Below are 22986 nucleotides of genomic sequence, written 5' to 3'. Positions count from 1 at the left end.
TACTTTGCAGGCGAGCGGTGTAGGTGTGGCGGCTAGTCGTCGGCCTGCACGCCCTCGAGTTCCTCGACGAGTTTCCCACACGCGTCGGATTCGGGATCGAAGCAGGCGGGACAGTCGGGTTCGCGGTCGATGATCATGTCGAGGCGGTCAGCGACGGTTTCGTCGATGACGGGCTCGAGTTGGCGTGCTTCTTCTCGGTATTCCTCGACGTCGAGGACGTTCGCGAGAAAGCGTTCGAGAATGCAGTACGTGCCGAGCGCTTCGACTGCCCGGGCTTTTCCATCGTCCGTGAGAGACGCGCCCTTGTATTTCTCGTGCACCACGAGCCCGCGATCCTCGAGCTTTCCGACCATCTCGTTCACGCTCGCGGGACTCACGTCGAGGCGGTTCGCGAGCGCGCCCGTGGACGCCGGGCCGTCCTCTAACTGCTGGACGACGAAGATCGTCTTCAGGTATTGATTCGCTGTGTTCATGCAGACCACCCCGTGGGCCGCGTGCGCACGCGAGACTCGCGTCTCGTTCGGTTCATTTGCCGACCACCCGCGTCATACGCGATCCTCCATGAGGTTCGCGACTTCTTCGACGCCCTCGGCTTCGGCCTGCCTGATGGCCCGGAGGACGCCCAAGAGGTCGTCGCGGGAGACGGTGAACTCCGTGTCGCTCGATTCGATGGCGTCGATGAGGTCGTCGTAGAACTTGTAGGCCGTTTCTTCGCCGTTCAGTTGGTCGTAGAGCACGCCGTCGAAGTCGTCCGGGCGCGTCTGTGCGTACTGGGCGTTCACGAGTGCTTGAATGTCGTCGAACGGAATGCTGTCCGCGTCCAGTTCGTCGACGAGCGCTTCGAGGCGTTCGCGATGGCGGTGTGATTCCTCGCGCGCGTCCGCCAGAAGTTCCTCGATGCGTTCGTCGCGTTCGTCCGCGGGGAGGCGCTGGTAGTGCTGGTACGCGCGGGCTTCCACGACCTCCTCGAGCACGATACCGATCTGGAGGAGGCGCGCGAGCTGGTCGTCCGAGTCCACGCGTGCGGCGACTGAACTCACGGCTCACCTCGGCGTCCGTCCGTCATACTCGATGGGTCGTCCCGCGCGAACTTAAACAGTGCCGTCGAGTCGCTTCGCGTCCACCGCGTCCCGCGCGTCGAACTCGTTCGGCTTCTCAGACACTGCTGTCGCTCACGACACTGAGCACGGCCGCGAAAGAAAACCCCCCTACTGGAGGCGTTCGTGGATGCGCTGTTCGAGGTCGTCGCGGAGTTCGTCCACCTCGATCTCTTCGAGGACGGGGACGTAGAACCCCTCGACGAGCATGTTCTTCGCGGCCTGCGGCGGAACCGCGCGGTTCTTCATGTAGAACAAGTCCTCCTCGTCGATCTGACCGACCGTCGCGGAGTGACTCGCTTCCGTGTCGTGGTTGTTGATGATGAGCTTCGGGGACGCGTCCGCCTCGGACTCGTCGCTCAACATGAGCGTGTTCTCGCGCTGATAGCTGGAGGTGTCCCAGGCGTCCCGGCCGACGTCCTGCGTGCCCTCGTAGACGGAGCGCGCGTGGTCGTCGATGACGCCGCGCGTGACGAGGTCGGCGGTCGTGTGCTCGGCGCGGTGCCAGACCGCGCTCTCGAGGTCGAAGTGCTGGTCGTCGTGCCCGAAGAACGCGCCGACGATCTGCGTCTCCGAACTGTCGCCGTTGAGCTCGGTGCTGACCGCGGTCTTCGTCAGCCGACTCCCGAGGTTGCCCTCGATCCAGTTGATGGTGCTGTAGGTGTCGGCGTCGCCGCGCTTTACCGTGTAGTTGTACGTCTGCTGGTCGAAGTCCTGCAGGCTCCCGTACTGGACGTACGAGTTCTCGCCCGCGGCGACCTCGACGATACCGGAGTAGTACCGCTCGTCGTCTGCTCGCGGTTCGTCACCGCTCGCTCGTTCGGCGTCGCTACGCGACTCCAGTTCGTCGCCGGTGTCCTGTCGCTCCAGGATGGTGACGGACGCGTTCTCGTCGGTGACGACGAGCGTGTAGTTGAACAGCGACCGGCCGTTCATCGTCGTCCGCACCTTCACGTCCTCCGCGTCCACGCCGCTCGGGACGTAGATGACCGTGCCCGTGGTGAACAGCGCCGTGGAGAGCGCCGTCAGCCGGTTTTCGGTGGTCGAGACGATAGACCCGAAGTGTTCTTTCACGAGTTCTTCGAGGTCGGCGTCGTCGAGCGCGCGGTGGAACGGCACGACCGTCGCGTCCGCGTCCACTTCGAGGTCTTTCTCCTCGGTCTGCTCGTGCGGTTCGACGAGCGCCTCGAAGTCGAGGTCTTCGAGGTTCGTCCACGTCCGACCCGGCGTCTGGATGACGCTCGGGTAGTCGAGGCTGTCCAGTTCGTCGAGCGCCTCGAGACGCGTTTCGAGGAGCCACTCCGGCTCGTTACGCTCTTCCGAGAGCTCCCGAACCGTCTCCTCGGTGATGCCGTCGTGGAGTTGCGTGCTCATCCGAGACTCCCCTCCATCTCCAGTTCGATGAGGCGGTTGAGTTCGACCGCGTACTCGATGGGCAGTTCCTCCGTGATGGGTTCGATGAACCCGGCGACGATCATCTGCTTCGCGTCGTCGTCGTCCAGTCCGCGCGACTGGAGGTAGAAGACGTCTTCGTCGCCGATTTTACCCACGGTGGCCTCGTGGGCTACGTCCACTTTCGACTCCTCGATCTCCATGTACGGCATGGTGTCCGACGTGGACTCGTTGTCGAACATCAGCGCGTCACACTCCACCGACGTACTGGAGTTCTCCGCGCCGTCCGAGATGTGGACGAGGCCGCGGTAGTTCGTGCGGCCGCCGTCCTTGCTGATGGACTTGGACTCGATGGTGGACTTCGTCTCGGGCGCGTTGTGGTAGACCTTCGCGCCGGTGTCGATGTCCTGGTCTTCGCCCGCGAACGCGATGGTGATGTGGTTGTCCGTCGCGCCGCGACCCTTGAGGATGGTGCAGGGGTAGAGCATCGTCGCCTTCGACCCCATACTCCCCGAAACCCACTCCATCGTGCCGTTCTCCTCGACGATGGCGCGCTTCGTGTTGAGGTTGTACGTGTTCTTCGACCAGTTCTGCACGGTCGAGTACTGCACGTGCGCGTCCTCGCCGACGAAGACTTCGACGCCGCCGGAGTGAAGGTTGTGCGTGCCGTACTTCGGCGCGCTACAGCCCTCGATGTAGTGGACTTCGCTGCCCTTCTCCGCGATGATGAGCGTGTGCTCGAACTGGCCCATGCCCTCGCTGTTCATGCGGAAGTACGCCTGAATCGGCATCTGAACCGTCACGTCCTCGGGGACGTAGACGAACGACCCGCCCGACCAGACTGCGCCGTGGAGCGCGGCGAACTTGTTGTCGCTCGGGGGCACGTTCTTCGTCATGAAGTGCTCCTTCACTTTCTCCGGGTGCTCCTGGACGGCCTTGTCCATGTCCATGAACACGACCCCCTTCTCCTCCCACTGCTCCTGCATGTTCTGGTAGACGATCTCGGACTCGTACTGCGCGCCGACGCCCGAGAGAGCCTCCCGCTCGGCTTCCGGGATGCCGAGCTTCTCGAACGTGTCCTGAATCTCGTCCGGCAGGTCCTCCCAGTTCTCCGCACCGCCCCGCGTCTCGATGTCGGGACGGATGTAGGGAACGATCTCCTCGATGTCGAGTCCGGTGAGGTCGGGCTGGCCGGGCCAGTCCGTCGGCAGCGGCATCTCCTGGTAGTGTTCGAGCGCGCGCAGACGCCGCTGCAGCATCCACTCGGGCTCGTCCTTGTCCTCCGAGATGAGACGGATCGTCTCCTCGGTCAGTCCTTTCCCCGACTCGAACGCCGAGCTCTCCTCTTTCTTGAACTCGAAGCGGGCTTCCGTGTCGGTGTCTTTGAGGTGTTCGTCTGAACTCATGATTTAGTTTAGGCCGCGCCGTAGACCTCGTCACGCACCCAGTCGTACCCCTTGTCTTCGAGCTTCGCCGCGAGCTCGGGGCCGCCCTCCATCGCGATCTCGCCGTCGAGCATGATGTGGACCGTGTCGGGCTCGACGTAGTCGAGGATGCGCTGGTAGTGCGTGATCTGGAGGATCCCGGTGTTCTGTTCGTCGCGCAGGGCGTTGATGCCGTCCGCGACGTCCTGCAGGCGGTCGATGTCGAGACCGCTGTCGATCTCGTCCAGCACCGCGATTGCGGGCTCCAGAATGGCCGCCTGGAGGACTTCGTTCTGTTTCTTCTCACCGCCGGAGAACCCGGCGTTGAGGTAGCGCTGCGCGAACTTCTCGTCCATGTCGAGGAGCTCCATCTTCTCCGAGAGGAGCTGCTGGAACTCGGCGACGCCGATGTCGCCCTCGTCCGCGGGCCCCTCCATCGGGCTGGTGTCGTAGCCGGCCTCCTCGTCTTCGGCCTCCTCGTCCTCGCCGAACAGGAGTTCCTCGCGCTCCTCGAGCTTCGCGTTGACCGCGGTGCGGAGGAAGTTCGTCATCGTGACCCCCTCGATCTCCGCGGGGTACTGGAACGCGAGGAACACGCCGAGCGCGGCGCGCTCGTTCGGCTCCAGGTCGAGGAGGTCCCACTCGCGTGCGTCCTCCGGTATCTCGTCGACGTCACCGAAGTCGTCGTCGTCGAGCGTGAGCGTGATGGAGCCCTCGGTGACCTCGTACGCGGGGTGGCCCGCGATGACCTTGGAGGTCGTGGACTTCCCGCTGCCGTTCGGACCCATCAGGGCGTGAATCTCGCCGGAGTCGACTTCGAGGTCGACGCCGTTGAGAATCTTCTCGCCCTCCTCTGCGACTTCCGCGTGTACGTTCTGTAGTGTTAGCGTAGCCATGCCTTCAGTCGTATCAAACGAGGGGTTTGCGACGCATAATGCTTACGCATCCACGGGTGTCAAGTTTTCTCAAACACAAATTAATTTCCTGAAACCGTAAAAGTCGGTTTTGCGGAGTGGGAAAAGACCGAAACCACTGCCCGACGCACGGCCCGTATGGGTCAGAAACCACCCCTCGACGGACGCACCGCTATCGTCACGGGCGCGAGCGCCGGCATCGGACGCGCAACCGCCCACGCGCTCGCGGCGGACGGCGCGAACGTCGCGCTCGCCGCCCGCCGGACGAACCGACTGGAGACCATCGCCGACGCCCTCGAAACCGAGTACGGCGCCGACACGCTCGTCGCCCCGACGGATGTCACTGACGAGGCGGACGTGGACGCGCTGGTCGCGGACACAGTAGAGCACTTCGGCGGCCTCGACGTGCTCGTGAACAACGCCGGCCTCGCCCGCGGAGACGGGGACGTGCCGGACATGGACACCGACGCGTACGAGACGATGATGGCCGTGAACTGTGACGGGATGTTCTACGCCACCCGCGCCGCCCTCCCGCACCTCGTCGACACCCAGGGGAACCTCGTGTTCGTCGGGAGTTTCGCCGGACAGTATCCGCGACCGGGAAACCCGGTGTACGCCGCGACGAAGTGGTGGACGCGCGGGTTCGCGCACAGCGTGGAAGCCCAGTACGGCGACCAGGGCGTGGGCGTCACCGTCGTCAACCCCACCGAGGTTCGCACCGAGTTCGGGAGCGAGCTGGGCGAGAGCTTCGAGGAGCGGTTCGACGAGGGCGAGGTCACGGCCCCCGCGGAAATCGCGGACGCAATCGCGTTCGCCGCCCGACAGGAACGATCCACCGCCAGCGAAATCGACCTCTACCGCCGCGATAAGTTCAGCGACTGGTAGTCACATGTAACTGCCGAGGCCGGTCTGGGTCTGCCCGCTCTTCACTTCCTCCCACGAGACTTCGAGCGCTTCGAGGATGCGCTCGATTGGGCCCTTGAGGGTCTTATCGAGCATCGTGTCCCAGGCCACCTCGAACTCCTCCGGAACCTGGTCGGCGTACTCGTAACAGATGACGTCCGGGTCGCGCTTGAACTCCCCGTAGAGCGGGTCGGTCTGGGGGTCGAGTCCCTTCTCCGATTCGACGCGCCGCCAGAACTCCGGTCGAACCTTCGCGAGGTAGAGGCGTTTCGGCTTCGACCCGCGCTGGAAGTTCGTCCCCAGCAGGAGGTTCGCGTACTTCGCGCCCCGCACCTGCGCGGTGTCCGTGTCGTAGTTGTCGAGGCGCTTCCCGATACCGCCCGGAATCCCCACGTCGTCGAGGTCCACGTTGCCGTCCTGGAAGTCCTCGATGATACCGTGCACGTAGTCCTTCACGCTGTCAATATCTTCCCCGTGGACGATGCGGTCGATGACCTCCTTCTGCACCTCCTTCGTGATGGGCGCGATGTCCGAGCGCTTGTACTCGAAGCCCGTGATGTCGATGTCGTCCACGTCCTTGCCCTCCTTCCAGACGATGTGGCCCGCGTACCGCTTCTTCTTCCCCGCCTGGAAGAATCTCCTGTACAGTTTCTCGAACTCGATCTGGAACCGGTGTTCGTCCGCGTTCAGGTCGTCGCGCGCGAAGTCGTCGTACCGGCCGTTGATGTGCTCTTCAATCTCGAACGAGGTCTCGATGGCCTCGTCCTTCGAGAACTCGGGGCCGAGTTCTAACATCACGCTGTCGGTATCTCCATATGCGACTTCGTGGCCGATTTCGTTCGCGGCGCGCTCGGTGAACTCGATGACGTCCCGGCCGGTCGCGGTCACCGCCGCGCCCATCTCCTTGTCGTAGAGGCGGAAGCGCTCCCAGCCCAGCACGCCGTACAGCGAGTTCATGATGACCTTCACCGCGGCCTGCTGGCGGTCGAACCGCTCGTAGCCCTCGCTGTCCGGGCTGTGGTCGTTCCGCCGCGACTTCTTCTGCTCGCGCTCCTCGAGGAGTTCGTCCACCATCTCCCGAATCACGCCGTCGGGGGTCTTCTGGAAGTGCGTGCCGTTCGGCGCGACGTACGTCTCGCCGTCGTACTCCTCCGGATTGACTTTCGTCTCGGGGCTGGCGTTGATGGTCACCATGCACATCGGATAGAGGCTCTTCAGGTCGAGCACGGTGACGTTCTCGCGGACGCCCGTGATGGGGTCGAACACCGCGCCGCCCTCGTAGTCCTCGGACTCCTGCTGGCCCTTCGACGGCAGCGCGAAACTCCCGTGCACCTTGTGCAGGACGTACATGTCCACCGCGTCCCCGGGCGTCGTCGCGTCCTCGAGCTTACACCCGACGAAGGACGCGACCTCCTCCCAGAACGGAATCACGTCCTGCTTGCGGTCGATTTCGACGCAGAGCTCCACGTCGCGGACGTTGTACTCCAGGAGGCGTTCGGGGTCTTGCTCCCAGAGGTCGCCGATGTCGCCCGTGTAGCGTTCCTTCCCGACGCCGAGTTCGGTCTCCGCCACGGCGTCGAGGCGGTAGGAGTCGAGTTCGCTGAACTGCGTGCGCTGGTAGGCGTACAGGAGGTCGAACACCACGCGGCCCTTCACGTCGGGGCCGCCCCAGCCGCCCGTCCACACCTCGTTCACGCGGGAGAGCCGGTCGTAGGACATCCCGAGCACGTCGAGGCGGTCGATGACGTACGGCGCGTCGAAGTCCTCGAAGTTCCAGCCCGTGAGCACGTCGGGGTCGGTGTCCTCGATGTACGCGAGGAAGGCGTCCAGCATCGCTTCCTCCTCGTCGAACGACCGCACCTCGACCGAGGCGTCCGCCTTCTCGTCGAGCAGGTCGTAGTCCGCGAGGTCGTCGGGCGCGGGGACGTCGGCGTCGGGGGCGTCGTAGAGCCACGCGACGTACTCGTCGCGGTAGTTGTCGTGGCTGGTGAGGCAGACGATGGGTTCCTCGCCGTCCTCCGGGAACCCGGAGCGGTCGTCCACCTCGATGTCGAACGTGTTCACGCGCAGGCTGGCCTCGGCTTCCAGGGGTTCGACCTCGCCGTGGTGGGCGACGAGCGCGCCGTCCTCCTCGGCGCGGCGCTCCGGAACGCGGAGGCCGCTGTTCACGTCCTTGTCGATGAGGAAACGGTTCGGGAAGAGGATGTCCGCCTCGTAGTGGTCGAATCGGTCTCGAATCTGTCCGACGTCCCGGGGCGTCCGACCGAACACCTTCGTCAGCTCCTCGCCGCGAATGCTCTCGTAGCCGTCCTCGCTGCCAGTGATGACGTCGTCCTGCAGGTCGCCCTCGGAGAGGCTGTCCGTGGGCGTGTAGAAGTAGGGGCGGAAGCCGTGCACGCGGACGTGTTCGGGCGTGTCGTCCTCGCGTCGGCCGAAGACGTGGATGACCGGGCGTTCCCGGCTTCCCTGTCCCTCGACGGTGTAATCCACCTGCGTCACCGCGATGTCGACCGTTCCCTCGGGCTCTGGGAGCGCGCCCTCCTCGGCGTCGATGATTTCGTTTACGACCGGGTCGCCGTCCCCGGCGATGTACCGCGCCTCCGCGGCGGGCCGGTCGCCGTCCCCCGCGGCGTCCGCGTCGTCCCCGCCGCCGTCGAAGTCCGTCAGGCTGGCGTTAGGCATTGGGTCTCCCTTGGTCGCGCCCGACTAAAAGACCCTGCGTCCGCCGACCGCCGGGGAAAAGGGTTATACCATGGTATTTCTTATCGTGGGGTGAGGTGACACACGTGTCCGACCACGCGACGACGGGTGACGAAGAGCGCCGGAACCACGTACCCCAGCTGCCGGAGGGGGAGGAGGGTCCGACCGTCGAGTCCTACGACACCGAAGACGGGGTCGTACTCTACGACGCGGACAACCCGCTCGCGTGGCTCAAGGCCACGAACGCGACGCCGCTCGCCGAGCAGCGATAACTTTTCTTCGCTCCGACGGCTCCCTCTATCCGTGTACAATCCGCTGAAACCGCAGACCGCCGTCCCCGACTCCGACGACGACGAGGACGGGGAGTCCACGGAGGTGCCGGCGGAGATAAAACTCCGCTTCTGGAAGCTCGTCGCCTTCCTCAACGTCGGCATCCTCCTGTTCGCGCTCGGCCTCATGTTCCTCGCGTTCCGCGGCCTCCTCGTCGTCGGCGGCGGCACCGCGCTCGCCGGCGCGGCCGTCCTCGCGTACTGCGCGAGAGACTACAAGCGCTCGAAGGCCCGCATCGGCGAACTCGTCGCGCGGCGAGACGAATGACCCGACCCGTCCGATACGACGGCGACGTGTACGTGCTCGTGAAGGAGTCCGCGGAGAGCAGTCTCCTCCGCGACCCCGACACCGGCGAGGAAGCGTACGCCCCGAACGACGCCGTCGAACCGCTCGACAGCCCCGCGCTCGAAACCCGGGCCGCCGCCGTCCCCGAGAGCGTGCGCGCCGTCCTGCGCGTCGCCCACGACGACCGGTCGCTCGGCCTCCTCCTCGACCTCCACGAGAACGGGCCGCGGCCCGTCCGCGACATGCTCACCGACTACTCGTTCTGCGAGAGCGACCTCCTCGGCCTCCTCACGGAGTGCCGCGCCGCCGGGGTCGTCGAGGAAGCCACCGTCGCCGGCGAGCCCGCGTACACTCTCACCTCGACCGGCGACCGCGGCGTCGCGAAACTCCTCACTCGGCGTTGAGCGTCGGGGTGTCGTGCTCGACGTGCGAGCGGTTCGTCGTCGCGTCCTTCTGCACTCGCACCAGATCGTCCGCCGCGCCGAGCAGGCTCTCGTCGTGACTCACCACGAGAATCTGCTCCACCCCGACCTCCCGCATCGACTCCACCAGCTCCACGAGCTGTGAGACGTGCCCGGAGTCGAGGAACACGGTCGGTTCGTCGAGGATCAGCGGCGGCATCGGCGCCGATCCCTCGATGCCCTCGGAGAGCAACCGATAGATGGCGCACCGGAGGCTGAGGTTGAACAGCGCGCGCTCGCCGCCCGAGAGCTGTTCGGGGTCGAGACGCTCGCCGTCCTTCTGGTACACCGTCAGCTCGTACGTCCCGTCCAGTTCGATGCGGGCGTACGAGTCGTTCTGGTACACGAGGTCGAACGTCTCGTTCAGCAGGCGCTCCAGCCGGTCGACGTTCCGCTGGCGTAACTCCGCCCGCAGGTCGCCGTACAGCGATTCGAGGGCCTCCGTTTCCCCGTGCACGTCCTGGAGTTCTTCGACCGTCTCTTCGAGGGCGTCGCGCTCCTCGCGCAACCGTTCGAGCGTCTCGATGTCCTTCTTCACGCCGCCGAGTTCCCCCTGGATTTCGTCGCGGCGCTCGCGCAACGAGTCGAGTTTCCCCGCGACCTGTTCGAGGTACTGTTCGGCCTCCCGCTTGTTCGCCTCCGCCGTCTCGATGCGCTCCTCGTCGTACGCGGATTCGAGCGAGCGCTTTCGCTCCCGGAGTTCCGCGAGGCGCTCGCGGCGCTCCTCGTTTCGCTCGCCGAGGCTCTCGCGCTTCTCCGCCACGCGCTCGGCCGCGTCGCGCTCGCGCTCGCGCTCCCGCAACGCCTCCGCGAGGTCGCCGAGCCGCTCGATCCGCTCGTCGAGCGACTGCTTCTCGGTCTGCAAGTCCCCGAGTCGCTCCCGCCGCTCCTCCACGCGCTCGCGGGCCGCCGCCGCGTCCTCGCGCTTCCCCTCGGCCCGCGATTCGAGGTCGTCCGCGCGCTCGCGGGCCGCCGCCGCGTCGTCGCGCTTCTCCGCGACCGTCTCCGCCTTCGCCTCCCGGACCTCCGCCTTCGACTCGCGGCGGGATTCGAGGTCGGCGACCGTCCGCTCGACGGCTTCGAGCTCGCTCGCGCGCTCGATGCGGTCCGTCACGTCCTCGATGTCGCTCTCGATGCCGTCCAGGTCGGCTTCGAGGTCGCCGACGCGCTCGCGGTACTCCTCGATGGACGCGACGTGCGGCGACCCCTCGACCGGCTGCCCGCACTCCGGACACTTCCCCTCCGCGAGCAGTTCCTCGGCGTCCTCGACGCGCGACCGCGCGGACGCCAGCTCCTCCCGGACGTCCGTGCGTTCCGCGCGCAGCTCCTCGCGCTCCGATTCGAGTCGCTCGCGGTACTCGGTGGCCTCGCCGAACGCGACCGGCGCGTCCGCGAACGCCTCCCGCGACTCCTCGATGTCGCTCTCGATGTCCGCGATGGTCGAGTCGAGTTCCGCAACCTCCTCGGCGGCGTCCGCCGCGGCGGCTTCGAGGTCGTCCGCGCGCTCTCGCGCCTCCGCAGCGCGCTCCGCGAGGTCGTCCGCGCGCTCCTCGAAGGACTCGGCGTCCTTCCGGTCGCTCGTCATCTCGTTCGCGACCTCCTGCACGTCCGACTGCACGGTCTCGCGCTCCGCGTCGAGTTCCTCGCGGCGCGCCTCGACCGCGTCGAGGCCGGCGTCCCCGTCGAGGTCGGTGTCGGCGAGGAGCGATTCGACGCGGTCGTCGAGGTCGCTCGCGCGCTCGCGGTGCTCGCGCAGCGTCTCCTGAAGGCTGTCGCGTTCGTTCTCGGTGTCGCTGATGTCCTCGCGGAGGTCCGCGATGGTCTCCCGGACCGAATCGAGTTCCTCGCGCTTCTCCTCGTACTCGGAGAGCACGCGCTCCGCCTCCTCCTTCGTCTCGCGGGCGTTCTGCTGGTTCTCCTCGAAGCGCTCGATTTCGGACTCGACCTCCGCGAGGTCCGACTGCAGGGCGTTCCGGCGCTCGTGAAGGGCTTGGTTTTCGAGTTCGTTCACGTCCTCCGCGCGCTGGTCGAGGCGGCTCCGGTACTCCGTGAGCACGTCCTCGACGCCGAGGCGGGCGTCCCCGGCGCGCTCGCGGTAGTCCTCCAGTTTCCCGAGCTGGAGGAGGTCGTCTATCATGTCCTGGCGCTCGCTCGGGCTGGCGTTGATGAGCTTGTTCACCTCGCCCTGCCGGACGTACGCGCAGTTCACGAACGCCGACGCGTCCATTCGCAACAGCTCGACGATGTGCGCCTCCACGTCTGTCACGCCCTCGATGCTCCCCGCGGGGGTGGTGAGGACGCAGTCGTGGCGGCCGACGCGGCCGTCGCGCAGCTTGAGCTCGCGGGAGAGCTCGTACTCGTCGCCGTCGTGCGTGAACCACAGCGTCACCGCCATCTCCTCCGTGCCGGTCGTCACGACCTCGTTCGCCGTGCCGGGGACGGCGTCCGTGCCGTACAGCGCGAAGAAGCAGGCTTCGAGGAGGCTCGACTTCCCGCTCCCGTTCAGGCCGTACACGACGGTGACGCCGCGGTCGAGTCGCACGTCCTCCGCGTCGTAACACTTGAAGTTCCGAATCTTGACGCGCTCGAACTTCACTGGAACTCACCCATCGCCGCCTGTCCGTCGTTCTCGTCGGCCGCTTCTTCCTCCGTCACGCCGGCCGCTCCGTCGCCGGGGTCGGGGGCGTCCGAAATCGCCTCCTGCACGCGGTCTTTCACCGCATCGCGGACGTTCGCGTCGGCGAGTTTGCTCTCCCGGACGGCCTCGTCGATGTCGCGCGCGGTCTGGCTCAGTCCGAGTTCGCGCACGCGCTCCCGGACGGCCTCGTCGGGGTCGGCGAAACTCACGTCGATGTCCGCTTCGTCCTCGACTTCGCGGCGGTCGTTCACGCGCGTGACGAGCGCGCCGCGCTCCTCGCCGAACGCCTCCACGTCGGCGGGCGTCACCTGGCCGCCCTCCCCTTCGATAGTGGCGATGACGACGGCGTCCGTCACGTCGGCCTCGCGGACGCGGTCGCGGACGTACGCGGTGCCCTCGTCGCCCTTCAGTTCGAGGTCGAGGAAGACGAAGTCGCGTGTGTCGACGCCGCGGCGCGTAATCTCCGCGCCGTCGTCGAACGTGACGATGTTGTAGCCGCGGGGGTCGCGTTCGCTCGCGCTCGCGCGCTCGGTCGACCCGCAGTACGTCACCCACGTGTCCAGCACTTCGGCGCGGTCGGGCGCGTGGTTGTCCCCGAGGAGGAGCGCGTCGAACTCGACGTTCGCCTCCCCGAGTACGGTCTCCGTCTCCCAGTTCGCGTGCGGGAACGGCGTGAACAGGCCGTGAGAGACGAGTGCGGCGTGCGCCGTCTCCGGCGTAGCGAACTCGTAGTCGAGCTGGTCGCGCTTCGACTCGGGAACGTAGTCGAGGCCGTAGAACGTCGTGTCGCCCACGACGGTTCCCTGGGCGTCGAGTCGGGTTGCGAGGCCGAGCGTCTCGAAGAGGTCGAGCCACTGGCCCTGCCGGGTGCTCTCGTGGTTCCCGACGACCGCGAGGAAGGGGATGTCGTGTTCGCGAAGCGGGGTGAGGATGTCGATGGTGTCGAGGAGGTCGGGGAGGCCGGGCTGGCGGTCGTGGTAGAGGTCGCCCGCGTGCACGACCGCGTCCACGTCGTCCTCGACGGCGTCCTCGACGACGCTCCGGAACGCGTCCGCGAAGTCCTGGCGACGCACGGGGGAGTGGTACTGGCGATAACCGAGGTGTGTGTCCCCCGTGTGGATGACGCGCGTCATTGTCACTCCCTACTCCGGCGTTCGCGGATAAAGGTTCGGCGCTCAGACGTCGAGGCTGTAGAGGCGTTTCCGGGCGTCGGTGAAGGAGAAGCGGGAGTCGACGAGGCCCTCGTCTTCGAGGCGGGTGAGCGCGTAGCGGACGGTGCGCGCGGGGAGGAGGGTTTCGTCGGCTATCTCGCTCTGGGTGAGGGTGTCCTCGTACTCCAGGACTTTCGCGACGAGTTTCGCGCTGGGCGGGAGGTCGCGGACGCGTTCGAGGGTGTCGGCTTCGGCGGACTGAATGGCGCTCATCACCACCGCCTACAGCATACCGGAAGATAATAACTTCGGTTCTATCTAATTACTTATGGTAATATCACTGTCACCCGAACTCATTTAGGAACCGCCGCCCTAACACTGGTGATGACTGACACCGTCGACGACGTCGACCTCCCGTACGACGACGGCGCGTCCAAGCAGGAGAAAATCGACGCCCTGCAGGAGCGCCTCGACGTCATCGAGGAGCAGAACGAGGAGATGCGAGACGAGTTGCTCGACGCGAACGCGGAGAACAACAAGTACCAGCAGAAACTCGAACGCCTCAACCACGAGAACAAGAAGCTCAAGCAGTCCCCGCTGTTCGTCGCCACCGTCCAGGAACTCAACGACAACGGCGCCATCATCAAACAGCACGGGAACAACCAGGAAGCCCTCACCGAAGTGACGGAGGAACTCCGCGAAGACCTCGAACCCGGCGCGCGCGTCGCCGTGAACAACAGCCTCTCCGTCGTCCAACGCCTCGACGACGAGGCCGACGTTCGCGCCCGCGTGATGCAGGTGGACGAGTCCCCCGACGTGGGCTACGAGGACATCGGCGGCCTCCACGACCAACTGCAGGAAGTCCGGGAGACCGTCGAGCTCCCGATGGAGAACCCCGACATCTTCGACACCGTCGGAATCGACCCGCCGAGCGGCGTGCTCCTCCACGGCCCGCCCGGAACGGGGAAGACGATGATGGCGAAAGCCGTCGCCGCCCAGACCGACGCGACGTTCATCAAGATGGCCGGCAGCGAACTCGTTCACAAGTTCATCGGCGAGGGCGCGAAACTCGTCCGCGACCTCTTCCAGGTCGCGCGCGACCACGAGCCAGCCGTCGTCTTCATCGACGAGATCGACGCTATCGCTTCGAAGCGCACGGACTCGAAGACCAGTGGTGACGCCGAAGTCCAGCGGACGATGATGCAGTTGCTCTCCGAGATGGACGGCTTCTCGGAGCGCGGCGACATCCGCATCATCGCGGCGACCAACCGCTTCGACATGCTCGACCGCGCCATCCTGCGCCCCGGCCGGTTCGACCGCCTCATCGAAGTCCCGCACCCCGACGAGGAGGGCCGCGAGAAGATCTTCCAGATTCACACGCGCGGCATGAATCTCGCCGACGACGTGGACTTCACCGAACTCGCCGAGGAGACCGACGGATCCTCCGGCGCGGACGTGAAAGCCATCTGCACCGAAGCCGGCATGTTCGCCATCCGCGACGACCGCGACGAAGTCAGCATGAACGACTTCCGGAACGCCTACGACAAACTCACCAACGACACCGAAGAACCGGACGTCTCCCGTACGTTCGCCTGAAAGCCTTTTTCGGGCGCGGAGCGCCCGAAAAACCCCTTTAATGTCCCAACCCAGCGTGGTCGCGCCCTGCCGGGCGCTCCCGCGGTTGTGACGCCCGCTATCGCCATCCGTTTATTTGGCTCCTGCCAGTTCTTTCAGTGAGTGCGCCGTCTCCGAGAAGACTTATGCCGGCCGTGCCGCCGTGTGGTGGTATGAGCGAAGGAGACGCGGTTGCGGCGGTCGACGAGCCGGTGACGCCGGCGCGACTCGCGAGCGACCTCCGCGACCTCGAGGTGGCGGGTGAAACCGTCATCGTCCACTCGTCGATGTCGAGCCTGGGCTGGGTGCCCGGTGGCGCGCAGGGCGTCGTCGGGGCGCTCCGGGACGCCGTCACCGAGTCGGGGACGATTGTGGTGCCGACGCACACGAGCCACCTCTGCACGCCATCGGTCTGGCAGAACCCGCCGATTCCGGACGCGTGGCTCCCAGCGGTTCGGGAGTCGATGCCGGCGTTCCGACCCGACGCCACCCCCTCGCGCGGCGTCGGGGCGGTTCCGGAGTGCTTCCGAACATACCCGGACACGGTGCGGAGCGACCATCTCCAGTACTCCTTCGCGGCGTGGGGCGCGGACGCCGACGCCATCGTGGCGGGTCACGAACTCGACCGCGGACTCGGCGAGAAATCGCCGCTCTCCGCCGTCTACGACCGGGACGGACTCGTCCTCATGCTCGGAACCGACCACGAGACGAACACCTCGCTCCACCTCGCGGAGACCCGCGCGGAGTACGAGCGGGACGAAACCGTCGAGGAGGGACCACTACTGGTGGACGGCGAGCGCGAGTGGGTCGAGTTCGCGGATGTCGAGCGGACGACGGACGACTTCCCGGTCGTGGGCGCGGCGTTCGAGGACGACGTGGGCGTCGAGAGGGGACGCGTGGGCGCAGCGGACGCGAAACTGCTCGACCAGCGCGCGCTCGTCGACTACGCGGCCGAGTGGTTCAGCCGGAACCGATAGCGGCGTTCCAGCCCGCTTTGGCCCGTTGACGGGCAAATTCTGCCAAAACTCTCGGAACAGATTTATGTGGTGGTAGCCAAACCTTGAGGTATGCCATCCTATGTCAATAGACGGGACGTGATTCGTGGCGTCGGGGCGGCAGGCATCGTCGGTCTCGCCGGCTGTTCGAGCAACGGCGGGGGCGACGACACCACCACCGGCGGTGGCGACACCACACAGGCGACGACGACCGCGTCCAGCGCGCGCACCCTCAAGCAGGGCGTGCTCCTCCCGACGACGGGCGGACTCGCGGATCTCGGCGTCCCCATCAACAACGGCGCCATCCTCCCGCGCATCCTCCTCGAAGGCGAGACGGACTTCACGCTCGACTTCTCCGAACAGGACACGCAGACCGACCCGAACGCCGCGCAGTCCGCCGCACAGACACTCCGTAACTCCGGATATCCCGCGGTCACAGGCGCGGCGTCCTCCGAAGTGACGCTCGCCGTCGCGAAGAACGTCTTCATCCCCTCCGGGATGGTCGGCTGTTCGCCAGCGAGCACGTCACCCGCAATCACCGACCTACAGGACAACGGCCTCATCTACCGGACGCCGCCGACGGACGCGCTGCAGGGCGAAGTCCTCGCGCAGGTCGCGACCGAACGGCTCGACGCCTCCACGGCCGCGACGCTGTACGTCAACAACTCCTACGGGCAACTGCTCTCCCAGAGCTTCGCGACCGCGTTCAGGGACGACGGCGGCGAAATCCTCCAGCAGGTGTCGTACCCGAAAGCCCAGTCCTCGTACACGTCACGCCTCCAGCAGGCGCTCTCCGACGACCCCGGCGTGATAGTCGTCATCGGCTACCCCGAGAGCGGCAAACAGCTGTTCCGGGACTTCTACTCGGACTTCAACTCGGACATCCCGATCCTCGTCACGGACGGCCTCCGGTCTGCGAGCCTCCCCGCGGACGTCGGCAACGACATGTCCAACGTCACCGGTACCGCGCCGCTCGCGGCCGGCCCCGGCAAGCAGTACTTCACCGAACAGTTCACACAGGAGTTCGGGAACGAGCCCGGCGTGTTCACGTCGCAGGCGTTCGACGCGACCGCCGTCTGCCTGCTCGCCAACGCCGCTGCGGGCGAAAACAGCGGCGCAGCCATCGCTCAGGAGATGCAGGCGGTCGCCAACCCCGGCGGTCAAGAGGTCACGCCGAGCACGCTCGCTGACGGTCTCACGATGGCCGCGGAGGGAACCGAAATCCAGTACAAGGGCGCGTCCAGCGCGGTCGACTTCGACGAGAACGGCGACCTGAAGGCCGCGACCTACGAGTACTTCGGCTTCGAGGCCGGCGGCGGCATCCGCACCATCGACCAGATCAGCTACACCGCCTGAACTGACCGACACTCGCTTTTCTTTTTTCGACCTACTCGGAGCGCAGCGACGCGAGGCGCGACGAAAAAAGTCGAGCAGTCTAGCCGCCGAGGAAGTCCTTGCGGACCTCCTCGTCGCCGAGCAGCGTGTCGCCGTCGTCCATGTAGCGGTTCTCGCCCTGTACGAGTACGTACCCGCGGTCGCAGCGCCGCAGCGCCTCCTTCGCGTTCTGCTCGACCATCAGGATGGACGTGCCGTCGTCGTTGATGCGGTCGATGCGGTCGAACATGTCCTCCACGAGGTCGGGCGCGAGGCCCGCCGAGGGTTCGTCCAGCATCAAGAGGTCGGGGTCGAGCATGAGCGCGCGCCCCATCGCGAGCATCTGCTGTTGGCCGCCGGAGAGCGAGCCCGCGGTCTGCTCCTGGCGTTCTTCGAGGATTGGGAACCGGTCGAACACGTCCCGCAGACGGTCTTCGGGGACTTCGTCGAGGATGTACGCGCCCATCTCGAGGTTCTCGCGCACGCTCAGGCCCGCGAACACGTTCTCGTTCTGGGGGACGTACCCGAGGCTCTCGTGGATGATGTCCTCGGGGTTCCAGCCGTGGATTTCGGTGTCGGCGAACGTGATGCTGCCGTCCATGTAGGTGGTGAGGCCGAATACGGACTTCATCACGGTCGATTTCCCCGCGCCGTTCGGGCCGACGATGGTGACGTACTCGCCGTCCCGCACGTCCAAATCCACGTCGGAGAGCACTTGGAGGTCGCCGTAGCCCGCGTCCAGCGAGCGCACGGAGAGCAGGCCAGCCTCGTCCTCGGGGAGCCGGGCGTCCGTCGCGGCGTCGGTCATACCGTCCCTCCGAGGTAGGCCTCGATAACTTCCTCGTTCTCCGTTATCTGTTCCGGCGGCCCCTCGTCGAGGACGCGGCCCTGGTGCATGACGATGACGTGCTCGCAGTTCTCCATGATGAGATCCATGTCGTGTTCGACCAGGAGGAAGGTCAGTCCCTCCGCCTCCCGGAGTTCGTGGATGCGGTCGAGGAGTTTCTCCTCCAGTGTCGGATTGACGCCGGCGAACGGTTCGTCGAGCAGCATCACGTCCGGGTCGGTCATCAGCGCCCGCGCGAGTTCGAGGAGTTTGCGCTGGCCGCCGGAGAGGTTGCCCGCACGTTCCCCGGCGAGGTGGTCGATTTCGAAGAAGTCGAGCGTCTCCCACGCGCGCTCGCGAACCGCATCCTCCTCCGCGACGACGCCCGACCGGAGACCGGGGAGCACGGAGCGGGTCGCGGACTCGCCGGACTGTCCGCCCGGCGCGAGCATCATGTTTTCGAGGACGGTCATCTCTTCGAGTTCCCGTGCGATCTGGAACGTCCGCACGAGACCGCGCTGGGCGATCTCGTGGGGTGGCTCGCCCGTTATGTCCTCGTCACGGAAGTGGACGCTCCCGCTGGTCGGCTCGTGAACGCCCGTGATGCAGTTGAACGTCGTGGACTTCCCGGCGCCGTTCGGGCCGATGAGACCGGTGAGCGAGCCCTCCTCGACGGCGAACGTCGCACCGTCCACGGCGGTGATGCCGCCGAACTCCTTCCGGAGGTCGTTCACCCGGAGCGGGAGGCTCGTCGGCGTCGTCTTCGCTGCTCTCTCGGCGGGCGAGTCCTGCGACTCGGGCTCCGCGTCCAGTTCGTCGTCGGTCTCGGGGATATCGGGGTTGTCGGCGTCACTCATCGGTCTCACCTCCCGCGTCGGAACCCGCGGGACGGCTGTCCTCGGAAATCGGGACGGCGGCCGCGGTTTCGGTGCGGTCGCCCAGCAGGCCGTCCGGCTTGTACTGCACGAGCAGGACGAGCAGGACGCCCATGAATATGAAGCGTAGCGTGTCGATGTTCGCCAGCAGGAACGCCAGGACGGCGAGCGGGTCGGCGCTCGCGACCGTCGTCACGACGTTCCCTGGCGCGCTCGGAAGCGTGACGTTGTAGTCCGCGAGCAGCTTCACGACGACGTCGGAGAGCAGCGGTGGCGCCTCGTACAGCAGGCTCGCGAACACCGCGCCGCCGATGATGCTGCCGGTGTTCGAACCGGCGCCCCCGATGATGAGCGCGATGAAGATGTAGAACGTGAGCTCCGGCCGGAAGTTCGCGGGGACGACGGAGGCGCGCGGCCCCATCGCGTACCAGAGGATTCCGGCGAGCCCCATGAGTCCGCAGCCGAGCGCGAACGCGCGCACCTTGAAGCTCTGCGTGTTCTTCCCGAGCGACTGCGCGGCGACCTCGTCTTCCCGAATCGCCTTGAGGACGCGCCCGAACGGAGACTTCCCGGCGCGTTCGAGCAGGAGGTAGACGAGCAGGAGGACGACGAGCACGCCGACCGTGTAGACGACGTTTATCAGCACGATGCGCGTGAGGCCGAGCGGTTCGCCGAGCCCGAACACGAACGCGCCGATCGCGGTCGGTTCGGAGATGATGCTCCCGGGGTCGCTGAGCAGGAGGCTTTGCACGGGGCTCGTCGGGAGGTTGTCGAACCCGCTCGCACCGCCCGTGATCTCGATGAGGACGGGCGAGTTCAGCGTGAGACGGATGATTTCGGAGAACGCGACGGTGACGATGGCGAGGTAGTCAGCGTCCAGCCGTAACGCCGGGAGCGCGGCGACCAGTCCGATGACGACGGCGGCGAGGATGCCGCCGAGCACGCCGACCGGGAGCGGGAGGCCGAGGCCGGGCGGGGAGCCGCCGGGGTTCGCAGAGAGGATGACGGTGGTGTACGCGCCGACCGCCATGAAGCCCGCGACACCGATGTTGAACAGGCCCGTGTACCCCCACTGGATGTTCAGCGCGAGCACGGCGATGGCGTAGACGGCGGCGAGGAACGTCACCCGGCGGAGAGTCGCGACGACGCCGTACGTCGGGTAGCCGAGGAACGCGCTGAGCGCGTAGAACAGCGCCCAGATCGCGGCGAACAGCACGGTGACCTTGAACGCGTCGTTGCGCACCACCTGCGTGAGGAGGCTCGGTTCTTCGGTCTCGCTCATGTGGTCTTCACCCCGCTGAAGATGCCGGACGGGCGGAACAGGAGGATGAGAATCATCAGCAGGAACGCGGTCGGGCGCGCGAACGCCGACCAGTCGCCCTGCAGCCACACCAGCGACACCCGGCTGGCGAGCCCGATGACGAGGCCGCCAGCGATGGCGCCGTAGATGGAGCCGATGCCGCCCATGATGACGGCGGCGAAGATGAGGAGGAGGAGCCGCCAGCCGGTCGTGAACCCGAGGCCGCCCTGGCTGAGCACGAGCAGGAAGCCCGCCGCGCCCGTGAGGCCGGCGCCGATTATCCACGTCGTGCTGATGACGCGCTCGGTCGGGATGCCGGTGACGCGCGCGAGGTCGCGGTTGTCCGCCATCGCGCGCATCGCCTTCCCGAGTTTCGTGCGCTGTAACAGGATGTGCAGGCCGAGCATGAGCGCGACGGCGATGACGATGAGCGCGACCTCGTGTGCGTTCACGATGACGCCGCCGATGGTGGCGCTCGGGAGGTTCTCGGTCGACGTGACGATGCGGCGGCTGTTCCCGAACACGAGGCTGATGAGGTAGCGCAGCGCGAACGCGACACCGATGGACGCGATGAGGAGCGAGATGCCGTCCGCGTCCCGGATGGGGCGGTAGACGACGCGGTCGATGGCGAGCGCGAACACGAGCGTCGCGAGGATGGACACGACGAGTCCGAGCACGACCGCGAGCGGGGAGAGCCAGAGGTTCGCGCCCACGTCGCCCGGCGGCGCGCGCAGGAGGACGAGGTTGACGAGGTCGAGGCCGCCGAACCCGGCGACGACGTACGTGACCCCCCAGCCGGAGAACGCGCCCGCGGTGAGGTAGTCGCCGTGCGCGAAGTTCGCGAAGTTGAGGATGCTGTACGTGAGCGAGAGGCCGATGCTCGCGAGGCCGATGACGAGGCCGATGACGACGCCGTTCCAGACGTAGCTACCGAACTGTCCGAACGGAATCGCGCCGCCGATGCCGCCGGAGAGGTCGCCGACGACCGGTATCGCGCTGACGACCGGAACCGTCGCGAGGGAGACGCTGGCGCCGACGCCGGCGAGTTTCAGGATGAGGTCGACGACGAGGAACGCGCCGAACCCGACGACGAGCGCGCCGCCCGGGCCGCTTTTGGCGAACGCGACCCCCCGTTCGATGGCGGACTGTCCATTGTTTTCTATACCCATGGGTGGTGTCAGGACACGGGTGTTCAATAATGCTCCGCTCGGACCGATACTTCCCGATATTCGCGTGACAGGTCGTCAGGGCCCGCGGACGCGCGGCGCGAACGCGGCGAACGCGAGGCCGAAAACGAGAACCCAGAGCCCGGGAACGAACAGGTACCACGGCATCCCGAAATGCATGAAGCCGGGACTTCCGAAGCCGAGCGCGGTCACCGCGAGGGAGGAGAAGGAGAGCAGTGCGATCTGGACGACAGCGTACCCAGCGAGCAGCCGAGAGTCGGTGTCGAGTGCGTCGGGCATATCGGCCCTATTCATCAGAGCGCGGTGAAGAGCAGGTAGGGCACGCCGAAGAACAGGACGGTCATGCCGGCGAGCACGAGGAGGTAGCTGACGAGGGTTCCGAGGGCGGCCGTCCACGACGGGTGGTCGAACGACTGAGCGCTCATACTCGCTCCCTCGCCGCCGAGGGTATTAAAACGTGTCAGTCGAGGATGTCCGCGATGCGCCGCGGCTCTCCCGAGAGGTTCGGGTTCGGTTCGATGAGTTTGATGACGTCGTGGTCGGTCACGTCCGGATAGGGCTTCTCGGTCGCGTCCTCTATCATCTCCTTCTCCAGGCGGAACTCCGTCCCGGCGTAGACGGCGTCCACGCCCTCCTCGTCGAACGACATCGTGGTCATAGAGACGAGAAGGCATTCTACGAGTAAAAACGTCGCGTCACGGCGATAGTTTGAACTCCCCGCAAGCGGTTGGTTCGGATACGATGTCCGCTCTCAGTACATTCGCAGTCACCAGTCGGGAGCGGACAGTGCGCTCAGCCGCGTGACGCGGGCCTCACCCGCCTCGCGCGCCGGGCGCGCTCTCTTCGCCCCTCCGCTTCTGACGCATCGCTTCCACCCACCGACCAAGACAGATGTTTCCGGAAACCATCGAAACCGACCGACTCGAACTGAAACGCCTCGACGAACACGTGGACGTGCTCGACTACTACGAGGTGTGCGCGCACGACCCCGCAATCGAGGAGATAACCGAGCACACGACGTGGAGTCCGCACGACACGCCGAAGGAGACGAAAGACTACCTCGACCACGTCCGCGAACAGTGGGCGGACGCCGAGAGCGCGCAGTACGGTATCTTCCCGCGGGACGCCGACGAACTCGCGGGCGCGACCGGTCTCGGCGTGGACTGGGAGCGCGACCTGGGGACGCTCGGCTGCTGGCTCCGCAAGCCGTACTGGGGCCGCGGGTACTCTGGCGAACGCGCCGACGCCCTCCTCGGGCTCGCGTTCGACACGCTCGACCTCGACTGCGTGCAGGTGAGTCACGTCCCCGAGAACGAACAGTCGGCGCGCGCCATCGCGAAGTACGTCGAGCGCCACGGCGGCCGCCGCGAAGGCCGCCTGCGGAACGCGCTCGCAGACCAGGACGGCGGCGTCCACGACGAAGTCCGGTACACCGTCACCCGCGAGGAGTACGAGACCGCGCACGGATAGGGGGTCGAGTCCTCCGAGAGGCTTTTACACCCTGCCGTCCAGAATCGGTG

Annotated in this window: 24 protein-coding genes; 8 read left to right on the top strand and 16 right to left on the bottom strand. The window is 66.4% G+C overall.

The features are described from left to right. Nucleotides 1-32 precede the first annotated feature (32 nt). The 5 genes from FQU85_RS11505 to FQU85_RS11485 all read right to left on the bottom strand — a co-directional run bounded on the left by FQU85_RS11505 (nucleotide 33) and on the right by FQU85_RS11485 (nucleotide 4809). The gene (locus tag FQU85_RS11505; RefSeq protein ID WP_145848034.1) at nucleotides 33-473 is read right to left on the bottom strand and encodes a metal-dependent transcriptional regulator; all 441 of its coding nucleotides are present in this window, start codon (nucleotides 471-473) and stop codon (nucleotides 33-35) included. Between the two features lie 72 nt (nucleotides 474-545). Further along, nucleotides 546-1040, bottom strand: coding sequence for a ferritin-like domain-containing protein (locus tag FQU85_RS11500; RefSeq protein ID WP_145848032.1), 495 nt, complete (start codon nucleotides 1038-1040; stop codon nucleotides 546-548). Nucleotides 1041-1208: 168 nt separating this feature from the next. Continuing rightward, nucleotides 1209-2471: a Fe-S cluster assembly protein SufD gene (sufD, locus tag FQU85_RS11495; RefSeq protein ID WP_145848030.1), complete on the bottom strand. Its 1263-nt coding sequence runs from the start codon at nucleotides 2469-2471 to the stop codon at nucleotides 1209-1211. Then, nucleotides 2468-3895 carry a Fe-S cluster assembly protein SufB gene (gene sufB / locus FQU85_RS11490; protein WP_145848027.1) on the bottom strand — a complete coding sequence of 476 codons (1428 nt, stop codon included), beginning with the start codon at nucleotides 3893-3895 and terminating at the stop codon, nucleotides 2468-2470. The genes sufD and sufB overlap by 4 nt, the downstream gene beginning before the upstream one ends. A gap of 8 nt (nucleotides 3896-3903) precedes the next feature. Continuing rightward, on the bottom strand, nucleotides 3904-4809 hold the full coding sequence (locus FQU85_RS11485) for an ABC transporter ATP-binding protein (RefSeq protein WP_145848025.1): 906 nt from the start codon (nucleotides 4807-4809) through the stop codon (nucleotides 3904-3906). A 156-nt stretch (nucleotides 4810-4965) separates the two neighbouring features. On the opposite strand from FQU85_RS11485, the gene FQU85_RS11480 reads away from it, so the two are divergent. After that, on the top strand, nucleotides 4966-5712 hold the full coding sequence (locus FQU85_RS11480) for an SDR family oxidoreductase (protein ID WP_145848023.1): 747 nt from the start codon (nucleotides 4966-4968) through the stop codon (nucleotides 5710-5712). Here FQU85_RS11480 and FQU85_RS11475 read toward each other — a convergent pair whose 3' ends face one another. Continuing rightward, nucleotides 5713-8412 carry a DNA-directed DNA polymerase gene (locus FQU85_RS11475; RefSeq protein ID WP_145848021.1) on the bottom strand — a complete coding sequence of 900 codons (2700 nt, stop codon included), beginning with the start codon at nucleotides 8410-8412 and terminating at the stop codon, nucleotides 5713-5715. It abuts the gene before it with no gap. 95 nt (nucleotides 8413-8507) lie between these two features. Between FQU85_RS11475 and FQU85_RS11470 the strand changes: the two genes are divergently transcribed. From FQU85_RS11470 to FQU85_RS11460, 3 genes are read left to right on the top strand one after another with little or no spacing between them, the layout of a single operon-like run. Next, nucleotides 8508-8702, top strand: coding sequence for a hypothetical protein (locus tag FQU85_RS11470; protein ID WP_206022045.1), 195 nt, complete (start codon nucleotides 8508-8510; stop codon nucleotides 8700-8702). Nucleotides 8703-8733: 31 nt separating this feature from the next. Next, on the top strand, nucleotides 8734-9027 hold the full coding sequence (locus FQU85_RS11465; protein WP_145848019.1) for a hypothetical protein: 294 nt from the start codon (nucleotides 8734-8736) through the stop codon (nucleotides 9025-9027). Next, the gene (locus FQU85_RS11460; RefSeq protein WP_145848017.1) at nucleotides 9024-9449 is read left to right on the top strand and encodes a hypothetical protein; all 426 of its coding nucleotides are present in this window, start codon (nucleotides 9024-9026) and stop codon (nucleotides 9447-9449) included. The genes FQU85_RS11465 and FQU85_RS11460 overlap by 4 nt, the downstream gene beginning before the upstream one ends. On the opposite strand, the gene rad50 is transcribed toward FQU85_RS11460, so the two are convergent. Genes rad50 through FQU85_RS11445 form a run of 3 tightly spaced genes read right to left on the bottom strand, consistent with a single transcriptional unit; the run spans nucleotide 9436 to nucleotide 13568 of the window. Continuing rightward, on the bottom strand, nucleotides 9436-12102 hold the full coding sequence (gene rad50 / locus FQU85_RS11455; protein ID WP_145848015.1) for a DNA double-strand break repair ATPase Rad50: 2667 nt from the start codon (nucleotides 12100-12102) through the stop codon (nucleotides 9436-9438). The two genes, FQU85_RS11460 and rad50, sit on opposite strands and share 14 nt — an antisense overlap. After that, nucleotides 12099-13277: a DNA double-strand break repair protein Mre11 gene (gene mre11 / locus FQU85_RS11450; protein WP_145848013.1), complete on the bottom strand. Its 1179-nt coding sequence runs from the start codon at nucleotides 13275-13277 to the stop codon at nucleotides 12099-12101. The genes rad50 and mre11 overlap by 4 nt, the downstream gene beginning before the upstream one ends. A gap of 42 nt (nucleotides 13278-13319) precedes the next feature. Continuing rightward, nucleotides 13320-13568 carry a helix-turn-helix domain-containing protein gene (locus tag FQU85_RS11445; RefSeq protein ID WP_145848011.1) on the bottom strand — a complete coding sequence of 83 codons (249 nt, stop codon included), beginning with the start codon at nucleotides 13566-13568 and terminating at the stop codon, nucleotides 13320-13322. A 111-nt stretch (nucleotides 13569-13679) separates the two neighbouring features. Here FQU85_RS11445 and FQU85_RS11440 point away from each other — a divergent pair, with 111 nt between their 5' ends. The 3 genes from FQU85_RS11440 (at nucleotide 13680) to FQU85_RS11430 (ending at nucleotide 17260) form a co-directional block, all read left to right on the top strand. Beyond that, a complete protein-coding gene (locus FQU85_RS11440; RefSeq protein ID WP_145848009.1) occupies nucleotides 13680-14891 on the top strand; it encodes a proteasome-activating nucleotidase in 1212 nt (403 codons plus the stop codon). Between the two features lie 191 nt (nucleotides 14892-15082). Next, nucleotides 15083-15886 carry an aminoglycoside N(3)-acetyltransferase gene (locus FQU85_RS11435; protein ID WP_145848007.1) on the top strand — a complete coding sequence of 268 codons (804 nt, stop codon included), beginning with the start codon at nucleotides 15083-15085 and terminating at the stop codon, nucleotides 15884-15886. Nucleotides 15887-15976: 90 nt separating this feature from the next. Next, nucleotides 15977-17260, top strand: coding sequence for an ABC transporter substrate-binding protein (locus tag FQU85_RS11430; protein WP_145848005.1), 1284 nt, complete (start codon nucleotides 15977-15979; stop codon nucleotides 17258-17260). Nucleotides 17261-17339: 79 nt separating this feature from the next. On the opposite strand, the gene FQU85_RS11425 is transcribed toward FQU85_RS11430, so the two are convergent. From FQU85_RS11425 to FQU85_RS11400, 7 genes are all read right to left on the bottom strand, one after another. Then, the gene (locus tag FQU85_RS11425) at nucleotides 17340-18086 is read right to left on the bottom strand and encodes an ABC transporter ATP-binding protein (protein WP_145848003.1); all 747 of its coding nucleotides are present in this window, start codon (nucleotides 18084-18086) and stop codon (nucleotides 17340-17342) included. After that, complete coding sequence (locus FQU85_RS11420; RefSeq protein WP_145848000.1) at nucleotides 18083-18961, bottom strand: ABC transporter ATP-binding protein; 879 nt, start codon at nucleotides 18959-18961, stop codon at nucleotides 18083-18085. Before FQU85_RS11420 ends, FQU85_RS11425 begins: the two co-directional genes overlap by 4 nt. Further along, nucleotides 18954-20261, bottom strand: a complete 1308-nt coding sequence (locus tag FQU85_RS11415; protein WP_145847998.1) for a branched-chain amino acid ABC transporter permease — start codon at nucleotides 20259-20261, stop codon at nucleotides 18954-18956. Before FQU85_RS11415 ends, FQU85_RS11420 begins: the two co-directional genes overlap by 8 nt. Further along, on the bottom strand, nucleotides 20258-21448 hold the full coding sequence (locus tag FQU85_RS11410) for a branched-chain amino acid ABC transporter permease (RefSeq protein WP_145847996.1): 1191 nt from the start codon (nucleotides 21446-21448) through the stop codon (nucleotides 20258-20260). The genes FQU85_RS11415 and FQU85_RS11410 overlap by 4 nt, the downstream gene beginning before the upstream one ends. A gap of 75 nt (nucleotides 21449-21523) precedes the next feature. After that, nucleotides 21524-21745 (bottom strand): hypothetical protein, encoded by a 222-nt coding sequence (locus FQU85_RS11405; protein WP_145847994.1) that lies wholly within the window; start codon nucleotides 21743-21745, stop codon nucleotides 21524-21526. Between the two features lie 14 nt (nucleotides 21746-21759). Continuing rightward, the gene (locus FQU85_RS13725) at nucleotides 21760-21891 is read right to left on the bottom strand and encodes a hypothetical protein (protein WP_255473789.1); all 132 of its coding nucleotides are present in this window, start codon (nucleotides 21889-21891) and stop codon (nucleotides 21760-21762) included. A 35-nt stretch (nucleotides 21892-21926) separates the two neighbouring features. Further along, nucleotides 21927-22124, bottom strand: coding sequence for a DUF5800 family protein (locus FQU85_RS11400; protein WP_145847992.1), 198 nt, complete (start codon nucleotides 22122-22124; stop codon nucleotides 21927-21929). A 233-nt stretch (nucleotides 22125-22357) separates the two neighbouring features. Between FQU85_RS11400 and FQU85_RS11395 the strand changes: the two genes are divergently transcribed. After that, a complete protein-coding gene (locus tag FQU85_RS11395) occupies nucleotides 22358-22936 on the top strand; it encodes a GNAT family N-acetyltransferase (protein ID WP_145847990.1) in 579 nt (192 codons plus the stop codon). Nucleotides 22937-22986 lie beyond the last annotated feature (50 nt).

Origin of the sequence: Salarchaeum sp. JOR-1, assembly GCF_007833275.1 — an archaeon.
In the GTDB taxonomy this organism is placed as follows: Archaea; Halobacteriota; Halobacteria; order Halobacteriales; family Halobacteriaceae; genus Salarchaeum.
The sequence above is the reverse complement of the archived record's forward strand: the minus strand, read 5'-3'. Positions and strand labels throughout refer to the sequence as shown.

What these genes read in the sequence shown, in the direction of transcription:
- FQU85_RS11420 (WP_145848000.1), bottom strand. Translation starts at nt 18,961, where the DNA reads ATGAGTGACGCCGACAACCCCGATATCCCCGAGACCGACGACGAACTG.
- FQU85_RS11445 (WP_145848011.1), bottom strand. Translation starts at nt 13,568, where the DNA reads ATGAGCGCCATTCAGTCCGCCGAAGCCGACACCCTCGAACGCGTCCGC.
- FQU85_RS13725 (WP_255473789.1), bottom strand. Translation starts at nt 21,891, where the DNA reads ATGAGCGCTCAGTCGTTCGACCACCCGTCGTGGACGGCCGCCCTCGGA.
- FQU85_RS11425 (WP_145848003.1), bottom strand. Translation starts at nt 18,086, where the DNA reads ATGACCGACGCCGCGACGGACGCCCGGCTCCCCGAGGACGAGGCTGGC.
- FQU85_RS11400 (WP_145847992.1), bottom strand. Translation starts at nt 22,124, where the DNA reads ATGACCACGATGTCGTTCGACGAGGAGGGCGTGGACGCCGTCTACGCC.
- FQU85_RS11410 (WP_145847996.1), bottom strand. Translation starts at nt 21,448, where the DNA reads ATGGGTATAGAAAACAATGGACAGTCCGCCATCGAACGGGGGGTCGCG.
- mre11 (WP_145848013.1), bottom strand. Translation starts at nt 13,277, where the DNA reads ATGACGCGCGTCATCCACACGGGGGACACACACCTCGGTTATCGCCAG.
- FQU85_RS11505 (WP_145848034.1), bottom strand. Translation starts at nt 473, where the DNA reads ATGAACACAGCGAATCAATACCTGAAGACGATCTTCGTCGTCCAGCAG.
- FQU85_RS11480 (WP_145848023.1), top strand. Translation starts at nt 4,966, where the DNA reads ATGGGTCAGAAACCACCCCTCGACGGACGCACCGCTATCGTCACGGGC.
- sufB (WP_145848027.1), bottom strand. Translation starts at nt 3,895, where the DNA reads ATGAGTTCAGACGAACACCTCAAAGACACCGACACGGAAGCCCGCTTC.
- FQU85_RS11460 (WP_145848017.1), top strand. Translation starts at nt 9,024, where the DNA reads ATGACCCGACCCGTCCGATACGACGGCGACGTGTACGTGCTCGTGAAG.
- FQU85_RS11430 (WP_145848005.1), top strand. Translation starts at nt 15,977, where the DNA reads ATGCCATCCTATGTCAATAGACGGGACGTGATTCGTGGCGTCGGGGCG.
- FQU85_RS11440 (WP_145848009.1), top strand. Translation starts at nt 13,680, where the DNA reads ATGACTGACACCGTCGACGACGTCGACCTCCCGTACGACGACGGCGCG.
- FQU85_RS11485 (WP_145848025.1), bottom strand. Translation starts at nt 4,809, where the DNA reads ATGGCTACGCTAACACTACAGAACGTACACGCGGAAGTCGCAGAGGAG.
- FQU85_RS11395 (WP_145847990.1), top strand. Translation starts at nt 22,358, where the DNA reads ATGTTTCCGGAAACCATCGAAACCGACCGACTCGAACTGAAACGCCTC.
- FQU85_RS11415 (WP_145847998.1), bottom strand. Translation starts at nt 20,261, where the DNA reads ATGAGCGAGACCGAAGAACCGAGCCTCCTCACGCAGGTGGTGCGCAAC.
- FQU85_RS11405 (WP_145847994.1), bottom strand. Translation starts at nt 21,745, where the DNA reads ATGCCCGACGCACTCGACACCGACTCTCGGCTGCTCGCTGGGTACGCT.
- FQU85_RS11435 (WP_145848007.1), top strand. Translation starts at nt 15,083, where the DNA reads ATGAGCGAAGGAGACGCGGTTGCGGCGGTCGACGAGCCGGTGACGCCG.
- FQU85_RS11475 (WP_145848021.1), bottom strand. Translation starts at nt 8,412, where the DNA reads ATGCCTAACGCCAGCCTGACGGACTTCGACGGCGGCGGGGACGACGCG.
- sufD (WP_145848030.1), bottom strand. Translation starts at nt 2,471, where the DNA reads ATGAGCACGCAACTCCACGACGGCATCACCGAGGAGACGGTTCGGGAG.